Annotated in this window: 5 protein-coding genes; 2 read left to right on the plus strand and 3 right to left on the minus strand. The window is 49.5% G+C overall.

Going from position 1 to position 8,332, the window contains the following annotated elements; translation table 11 throughout:
• Positions 1-174 precede the first annotated feature (174 nt).
• From U9S71_RS08055 to U9S71_RS08065, 3 genes are all read right to left on the minus strand, one after another.
• A complete protein-coding gene (locus U9S71_RS08055) occupies positions 175-2,532 on the minus strand; it encodes a PAS domain-containing protein (RefSeq protein ID WP_326326595.1) in 2,358 nt (785 codons plus the stop codon).
• A gap of 148 nt (positions 2,533-2,680) precedes the next feature.
• Positions 2,681-3,322, minus strand: coding sequence for a response regulator transcription factor (locus U9S71_RS08060; RefSeq protein ID WP_326326597.1), 642 nt, complete (start codon positions 3,320-3,322; stop codon positions 2,681-2,683).
• Positions 3,323-3,459: 137 nt separating this feature from the next.
• Positions 3,460-5,397: a sensor histidine kinase gene (locus U9S71_RS08065; protein WP_326326598.1), complete on the minus strand. Its 1,938-nt coding sequence runs from the start codon at positions 5,395-5,397 to the stop codon at positions 3,460-3,462.
• A gap of 471 nt (positions 5,398-5,868) precedes the next feature.
• Between U9S71_RS08065 and U9S71_RS08070 the strand changes: the two genes are divergently transcribed.
• Together U9S71_RS08070 and U9S71_RS08075 are read left to right on the plus strand one after the other, a co-directional pair.
• The gene (locus U9S71_RS08070; protein WP_326326600.1) at positions 5,869-6,288 is read left to right on the plus strand and encodes a hypothetical protein; all 420 of its coding nucleotides are present in this window, start codon (positions 5,869-5,871) and stop codon (positions 6,286-6,288) included.
• Between the two features lie 7 nt (positions 6,289-6,295).
• Positions 6,296-8,332 (plus strand): DUF7507 domain-containing protein (locus U9S71_RS08075; RefSeq protein ID WP_326326602.1); only part of this gene is annotated, 2,037 nt, incomplete at its 3' end.

An 8,332-nucleotide genomic window follows, 5' to 3' on the forward strand; every position in this document is an offset into this window, starting at 1 on the left:
AAATTTACGAAATAATTTTAGTTGGAGAGCATTTTTCACGCGATTATTTTGCGTTCCGCTATTGGCTATTGGTCATTATTCGTGGTTACGGATTTTCACAGGGATAGTGACGATAATCTCCGTGCCATTTCCATCAGACCTGGCATCTAAGGCACCGTTCAACAGTTAGGCCAACTAGGCACTGTCCTTATCGAGCGGCAAGGTGAAATGGAATAACGATCCGTGCCCAATGTTGCTTTCCACGCCGATTTCTCCCTGGTGCTCGTTGATGATCTGTGCGGCGATGAACAGTCCCAATCCGAAGCCTGATGGAGAGGCCTCCCCGGAGTCGCCTGCGCGGTAAAAGCGTTCAAAAATCCGATGTTGATTTTCAACAGCAACACCTATTCCATCATCCCGAACGCTTATCTTTATGGTTAGCCCGTCGCTTTGGCAGGCTACGGTCACCCGACTTCCATCCGGAGAATATTTAAAGGCGTTTACGATCAAGTTGGCCAGTACTTGGCCGATGCGATCACGGTCTGCAGTAACCAAGGGCAAATCGCAAGGAACAAAATGGAGGTCATGTTTCAGTCCACTCAACCTGATTTCTGCCAGGCACTCGCCGATAAGTGCATTCATATCAAACGTTTCTTTCTGGAGGGCGAGCTTCCCGCCGGAAACCAGGCCAGTATCCAAGAGCATGTATACCAACTTCACCATCCGATCCACCTGCCTATTCAATCTCGATACCACCCGGGAGGCGGGCGTATTCTCGGCTTCGAGATGCCTGCTGATGATTTGCCCATAAGCCTTGATGCCGGTTAGGGGTGTTTTGAGTTCATGGCTCGCCGTAGAGATGAACTCATCCTTCAGCCGGTCGATTGCTTTTTGCTCGGTAATATCCACAGAAACAATAACCGCTGCCTGGGGCTCTCCTTTACCATCAAAAAGGGGCGATACCTGGTTATTCACCCAGATAAACGACCCATCTTTGCGAAGCATACGCTTTTCGATACTATAGGCCTCTCCCTCGTTAACCAATCGTTCGAACAGGATGCCGTTGCGGGCGATATCGTCTGGATGAACGATATCGGCAACCGTCTGCTGCGCCATTTCCGATAGGTCGTATCCCAGCATCTCCGCCAGTTTTTCATTAGAAAACGTAACGCGCCCCGTAAAGTCCACTTTCAGGATACCGGCAATGCTTTGGTTAACGATGGCGCGGTAGCTTTCTTCCGACTTGGCCAACGCCCCCTCATTGTGCACCCGGGCGATGAAATCGATGGCTTGGCGCACATAGAGATCCAGCTTGAGTAATTCGGTATCGGATGGCCTGTGTGGGAGGCGGAAGTGCGTGGAAAGCACCGCCAGCAGGTTCCCTTTATTGTCGAAGAGGGGGGTCGACTGCACGGCACGGAAGCCCGATTTTTTCGCTTCGGCCACATATGGGGCAAATGGCCCATCCAATTCCACGTCCTCAATAATTACGCGTTTCCCACTCGCGATAGCGCGGCCACAAGCCGTGTGATCACCACAGTCTACGAATTGGAAGATATCTGCGAATTCATTGTCGAAACCCCGGTGCACAATAAGCTCCAATTTGTCGTTCAGCGTATTGTATAACTGGATATTACCGAAATCGGCACCAAGCAGCGCAATGGACGAATCCAAAATCTCTGCCAATGCCGTATTCAAATCCGTTATGGCCATCAGTCGGTTACCCGAATCGTACAACCCACGCATGGTATTCGATTCCGTCATTAACATGGCTTCCGATTTTTGCAGTGCCTTTTCGGCGACCTTACGTTCCGTGATGTCCATGGCAAAGCCGATCAGCTCCACAGGCGTCCCGCTATCATCGCGTTTTACAGTGGCCCGTGCGGAGATCCAGCGGATACCGCCATTGGGAGCATGGATGCGGAATTCGGTTTGGTAGTTTTCCGCGCCATTCACGGCTTTCATCAGCGATCGGTAGACACCCTGACGGTCTTCCGGCAGGATTGCCGGCAGCACATCCCGCAAGGGGAGACCATCTGTCAGCACCCTATCGGGCAGTGAAAGGTAGTATTTGATGTTTTCGTCGAGAATAACCCGGTTCCGTTGCACCTCCCAATAAAATGCGCCCGCCAGGCCGATGTCTAGGGATGGGTACAGGGGCTCCCTGATGCTGGGGACGTATTTGGTAACTCGCTTTGATGCGCGGATGCCACTCAGTACCAAGGCGTAATGGCCGCTTTGCGGACCGTCGAACTCCGATACGTGTATATCAAAATAACGGTTGTTGAACGTTGCCTCGGCGTGGTGGGATGCGTCTGCGATACCCGATTCGTTGGCCAAATCGGGTTGGATGGTTGTAAAAATAGACGGACACACCGCTTGGATCGTTTCACCGCATATCGCGTTGTCCGCACCCATGATATCACAGAAAATCCCGTTGGCTTCCCTAATGATGTAAACGGGTGCCTTACGTCCTTCGGACCCACTGCGTTCCAGCAGGCACCATCCATAATTCAGCATATCCATTGCCGAGCGAGCGTTGTCTAAAAGCATAGCTTGTCGTTAACTCGTGCTGACGACCCGCTTTCATCGTATCTGAACGTTGCCGGCCACCTGTTAGTACAAATCTAGGTAAAGTTGAATTTATATGCAACCAGCCGCCTTTGCGACCGCGCTTTTGGCGACCGAAAAGTTGGAATAATCAAAGCAACTCTTTGTTTCGCGCATAAGCAAGTAATTCTGTTATAGAGTTAACTTGCGCCTTCGTCATCATCTTGCGGCGGTGAGCCACAATGGTGTGTTTGCTGAGGTGGGTTTTAGTGGCCGTTTCAATAATTGATAAGCCCTGGGCGAAATAGTGGAGCATCTCAAGCTCCCGGGCGGTGAACGGTATGTCGTCTGCAGGAAATAGCTTGGCGTCTATCACTGCCTTGACTTGGGGGCAAATATACGACTCATTTTGGCCAATGGAGCGCAAGCACTCGATAACGATATCGACCCCGGAGGATTTGCTCAGAAACCCGTTGGGCTTGTAGGTTAAGATATGACTAACGATTGCCGGGGTGGAGACGCTGCTTACCACAATGATCTTTGCCTTTTTGTTGATCCGCCGCGTCTCGTTGATGAGTGTCAGCGCATTTTTTTGCGGCAGGTAGTAATCGAGAAATAAACAGATCGGCTCATCGAAATGTTTTACCAAGAATTGTAGATACGCCGATTCATCATTTACAAATATGTGTGTCGATTTGAAAAGAGTAAGCCTTTCCAGAACCGCAGAAAAGGATTCCGCAAATAGCAGATGGTCATCATAGACAACGGCAATTGGGTTTCCTAATGAGTGCATGGGTATATTTGCATGTAACGATGGGACATTATGATGGCAACAAAGCTAACAATTAGTCTAATGACGAGAAAACCTCAAACCTAACAAAAAAACGTTATTTGCTTCGTTAAATATAGCAATAATTAGTTGCGGATAAATCACGATGCCGCGATTTGTAAAGCCAGTGGGATAGACGCGGTAATCTGCGTGCCGTTTGGATTGGATTCTACGCGAAGCGTACCACCATGTTGCTCCGCCCTGTCCCGCATCGATTGCACACCGATGCCGGTCCGGGATGTATTTTTCGATTTTGTTCCTTTTCCATCATCAGCCACTGAGAGCACCACCGCGGGGTCCTCGCGGTATAATAATACAGCGACATGCCGCGCATTCGCATGCTTGAGGGTATTCGTTATGGCTTCTTGAACAATCCGGAGCAAATCAATCCGGGCGTCTAGTGGTAGATGGGACAACGTATCATCATCCACATGGATTTCTTTCGTGTAATGGCCATCGGCAAGCGCGCTATCCAATAGCTGCTGGATGCGTTGTGCAAAATCAGCCTCTGCTGATCCATCCGCCATATCATACCACTGATGGCTTTTGCCGCGGGCGATGGTATACGCTTGCTCGATTTGGTTTTGAATATCGGTGAGTATTCCAGCCGTTTTGGGCACACTGTCTAACGCTAATAATTCGAGTTGGAGTTTTGCGCCCGCCAAGGTGGAAGATAGCCCATCGTGCAGGTCGCGTGCCAACCGCTTTTGCTCATCGCGCACGGCTTGAGTCTTGATTTCTTCCATGGCGGCTATCTGGATATTGGCAGCGTTATTAAGGTTTTCTATCTGCGCTTGCGTCTTTTTTTCGCGGCGACGTATTATCAGATAAACGATGGCTACGGCGGCAACAGCAAAAACAGATACAGCGATCAGCCACGCCGTGCGTCGACCCTTCTCCTGTTCGGCGGTCTGCAATGCCTGTCGGTTAAACTCCGCTTCGGTATGCGCATAGAGCAACTCATCAATATCATTAATCAAGATGGATTGTATAGAATCGATATCATGCACGGCATCCGTAGCCCGCTCAAACGCCAGTTGGTATTTCCCTTGGTTGGCCAATAACTCCGATTCAAACCGGCTCAGCGCAAAATCGTGGTCGGTGAATACGCCGGGGGTGGCTTTCAGCTTGGCGATATAGAATGCCGCGCTATCGTTTTGTTTATAGGTAAGGAAATAGTCGATCAATTTGGTCTCCAATACGGGTACCAGTTGCCCCACCAGCCCCGCGGCTATGGTCGTATCGGTATAAAGTGCCGTCCGCATTGTGTTTAAGGCATCCAGCGACTTTTGTTGATGGTGCTCCGCCGTGAAGTATTTGTGGTAATAGAGGTTTTTCATGTAGAAATGAACCGTGAAAGCCGTGTGTGACGTCGGTTTCATCTGTTTTTCCAACTCGCTATAAATGGCCTCGGCCAGGGCGATGGTTTCATTGAGGCTCGTGGTGTCACCCAGCGTGGCATACGCAATGGCCGTCGGATTCAACACATTGATAAAACTCGCGGCGATGTTCAAATTAATCGCTTTTGATTGGAGTAATTCAGGGAATTGTTCAATATAATCACGCTCTTCATTGTACGTAGCGACAACTTTCTTATAGTTCCGTTTGTCGACATACATATTGCATTTCCGCCCGGCCACCAACAGCGGTTTTTCCCCGTGTGCAGCTAAAATTTCTTGTTCGGCTTTTTCCAGGAAATAAATACCCTCGCCTTCCCGGTTTCCGTAGTTCGCATTGTTGCTCAAGTTAATGTAGTAGTTGATACGACTCGCGCTCAACGAATCGGCGCTCCAAGCAAGCTCGCGGAACGTGGAAAGCCGCTGGATGAGTGTATCGCGATGGAAATGGACACCCGCTGTAAACTCGAGGTTGATCCAATCGTTGACGGCTCTGGTATACTCGCGGGTACTTAACTCACCTTGTTTCCACTGCGCATCTAATTGCTGAATGGTTGGAGACTCATCGGCTATTAATGCTGTGGTAGGTGCAACGGCGGTAAGCATGCTGATAAATAAACATGTCAGGGTTTTTCTTTGCATATACTTATAACTGATCGGGTGAGCGGCACGTGGGCGTAAAGCTACGCATTCTGTCCCACGGAAAATGTCCACGTTCGAGCAATTTATGACGAATAGCAAGAAAATGCTATTTGATATGTTTTAATAACATAAATAACATAATAATGTTATTTTTGCATGAGACCGAAACGAACTAAACAGAAAGCTTCTACTTTTGCGCTCATCTGATTTAGCTATTGGTTTAATTGCTTGATATTAAGTTAGTTTTACAATAGTTTGTTGGAAGAAAATTACGCGTTTATATTGAAGGAATTTTTACGACTACCATAAGACATCATGCTATCATCTACTGTTATGGGAAGCCCTCGTTAGGGTCGACCACGTTGACTATGAAAAATTTACGTGAATCAGTTTTCAATAATTTTCCGGGTGTTATCCTAAATAAAGTATAGGTCTTTAACAAGATGATAAGTGACTTAATCTGTATTATAGATGAATAATTTAGTGCGATTTGCCGTATTGACTTTTCCCAAGCGAAGCGTAAGGGCTAGGTGTTTTTTAATGTCATGCGTGTGTGCATGTTTGCTGTCGGGCATCACATGCTCGGTATGGGCCAACCCGAGGATTGAGTGGAACAATGCAGACTCAACACCTGTACAGCGTGCCGAACGTGACCTTTCCGACTTAAAGAAACATGTACAGCTTTCAAAAGTGCAGGAAGACCACCTTTATAATATGTTTCTCGGCAAGTACCAGTACTTGGAACAGCACGAGGCGTCAGGTCCACGCTGGGAATTGCAGGTGGAAGTCAATAAGCGCAAACTGCGCGAATTACTAGGTAAGGAAGCTTATCTCCGCCTGGATAAAGCGGGTTTAATCGGACAATGGTTTGGTGTCACGCAAGAAAAATAAGGAATCTATGAATAATTTTTATGATCGTTCCATGCGAGTTGCAAAATGTTTATCGAGCTTGGTAGCTCTCTTTCTTGTACTTAGCTCGAGCGCCTATGGGCAGGCTACTATTAATCCAGGAGGCACTCCTAATGATGCCAGAATAATCGAACGACTGACAGGAGACGGCTTAGGTATCTCTAATCCTACGCTGGAACGCGGGGTACTCAATACCCAAATCGCTACCTTTACCAACGGTATAGCCGGTGCCGGGTTTGGCATCGATGATGGGGTGTTGTTCTCGACTGGTAATGCCGTTAATGATTTAACTACACGAAATGTGCGTGCCGTCACGTCTGTTAGCCCTACCAATACGGGTACAGACCCAAACCTTATTGCTATCAATCCGAGTGCGGCGTTCAATACAGTAGCCTATTCTTTTGATATCACTTTAGCACCTGAGGTGACTGGTATACGGATTGTCTTCCAGTTTGGCTCCGAGGAGTACCCCGATTATGTAGGTTCCGTGTTTAATGACTTATTCGGATTCTTTGTATCCGGACCGGGCATTGGAAACGGAACCACGATGGAAAACTTTGCGAAGTTACCATCCAATGGGGACATTGCGGTTAACTCCGTAAACGGGGGAGTGGCGGGAGATCAAGGGGAGGCCAATTATGAAGGCCTGAACCTAAACCAAACGGAGTTTTATATTATTAATGGCCATCGGAATGATGGTGGACCAAATACGAATCCCCAACCCGGGCCATTCCCAGTCCATATTGAGTATAATGGGATTACCAAGGCGATAACACGGGATATTGGTGGGCTCGTTGGTGGCCAAACCTACCGGTTTAAGGTTGCCATTGCAGATGTGGGTGACGGGAGTTATGACTCCGGCGTATTGCTGCACCAGATTATCGGATTACGGGAAACAGATTTATCCATCGAAAAAACCGTAAGCAATCCGACACCCCTTTTCGGGGAAGTCGTGACCTTCAACCTCAAGGCGACAAACCAGGATATTCAACAGGCCGATAGTGTATTTCAAGTGCAGGCCACTGATTTGTTGCCCTCAGGGTATACATTTATATCCGCGATCCCGTCACAGGGTACCTATAACCCGACGACCGGCCTGTGGGATATCGGTCCCATGGCTATAGGCGGTGAAGAAGAATTGGTAATCCAGGCTAGGGTTAACCCGAGTGGAGACTACCGGAATTTAGTCAGTATCCAGGCCAATGATGCGGTTGACATAGACCAAACCGACAACTTTGACGAGGCGTCTGTCACGCCTATTCCGCCCGACCCGGGACTGTCCTTTGCCAAGACGGGTGTACTGTCTGCCGACGGCAACACGGTGGTATACACCTTCATCGTGTCCAACATCGGTAACATGACGATGACGGGGGTGGAGGTGACCGACCCAAAGATCACCGACCCGATCATACTTGGGGCAACGACACTCGCCCCGGGCGAAAGTACCACGGGTACGGCCAGCTATACGGTAACCCAGGCGGACAAAGATGCCGGCGTGGTGGAGAACCTGGCCACAACGACAGGTACGCCGCCGTTTGACCCAGCCGATCCGGAAGAACCCGGCCAACCGATAACGCCTGTTCCGTCCACCCCTGATCCGGACAACCCCGGCACACCGGGCGGCCCGGGCGTACCGACCGAAGTGGTTGTGCCTGCCGATCCGTCCCTTTCCTTTGCCAAAACGGGCGTGCTGTCGGCCGATGGCAACACGATAGAATACACGTTCACGGTAACCAACATCGGCAACGTGACGATGACAGATGTGGTGGTGACCGATCCGAAGATCACCGACCCGATCGTACTCGACGCAACGACACTTGCTCCGGGCGAAAGCACGACGGGCACGGCGACCTATACGATCACTCAGGCAGAGAAAGATGCCGGTGTTGTTGAGAACACTGCAACAACGACAGGCACACCACCATTTGACCCTACCGATCCGGACGAACCCGGCCAGCCGATCACGCCTGTTCCCTCAACCCCCGACACGGATAATCCCGGCACACCGGGCGACCCGGGTGTACCG

The sequence above is a fragment of the Parapedobacter flavus genome, from assembly GCF_035818675.1.
GTDB lineage: Bacteria > Bacteroidota > Bacteroidia > Sphingobacteriales > Sphingobacteriaceae > Parapedobacter > Parapedobacter flavus.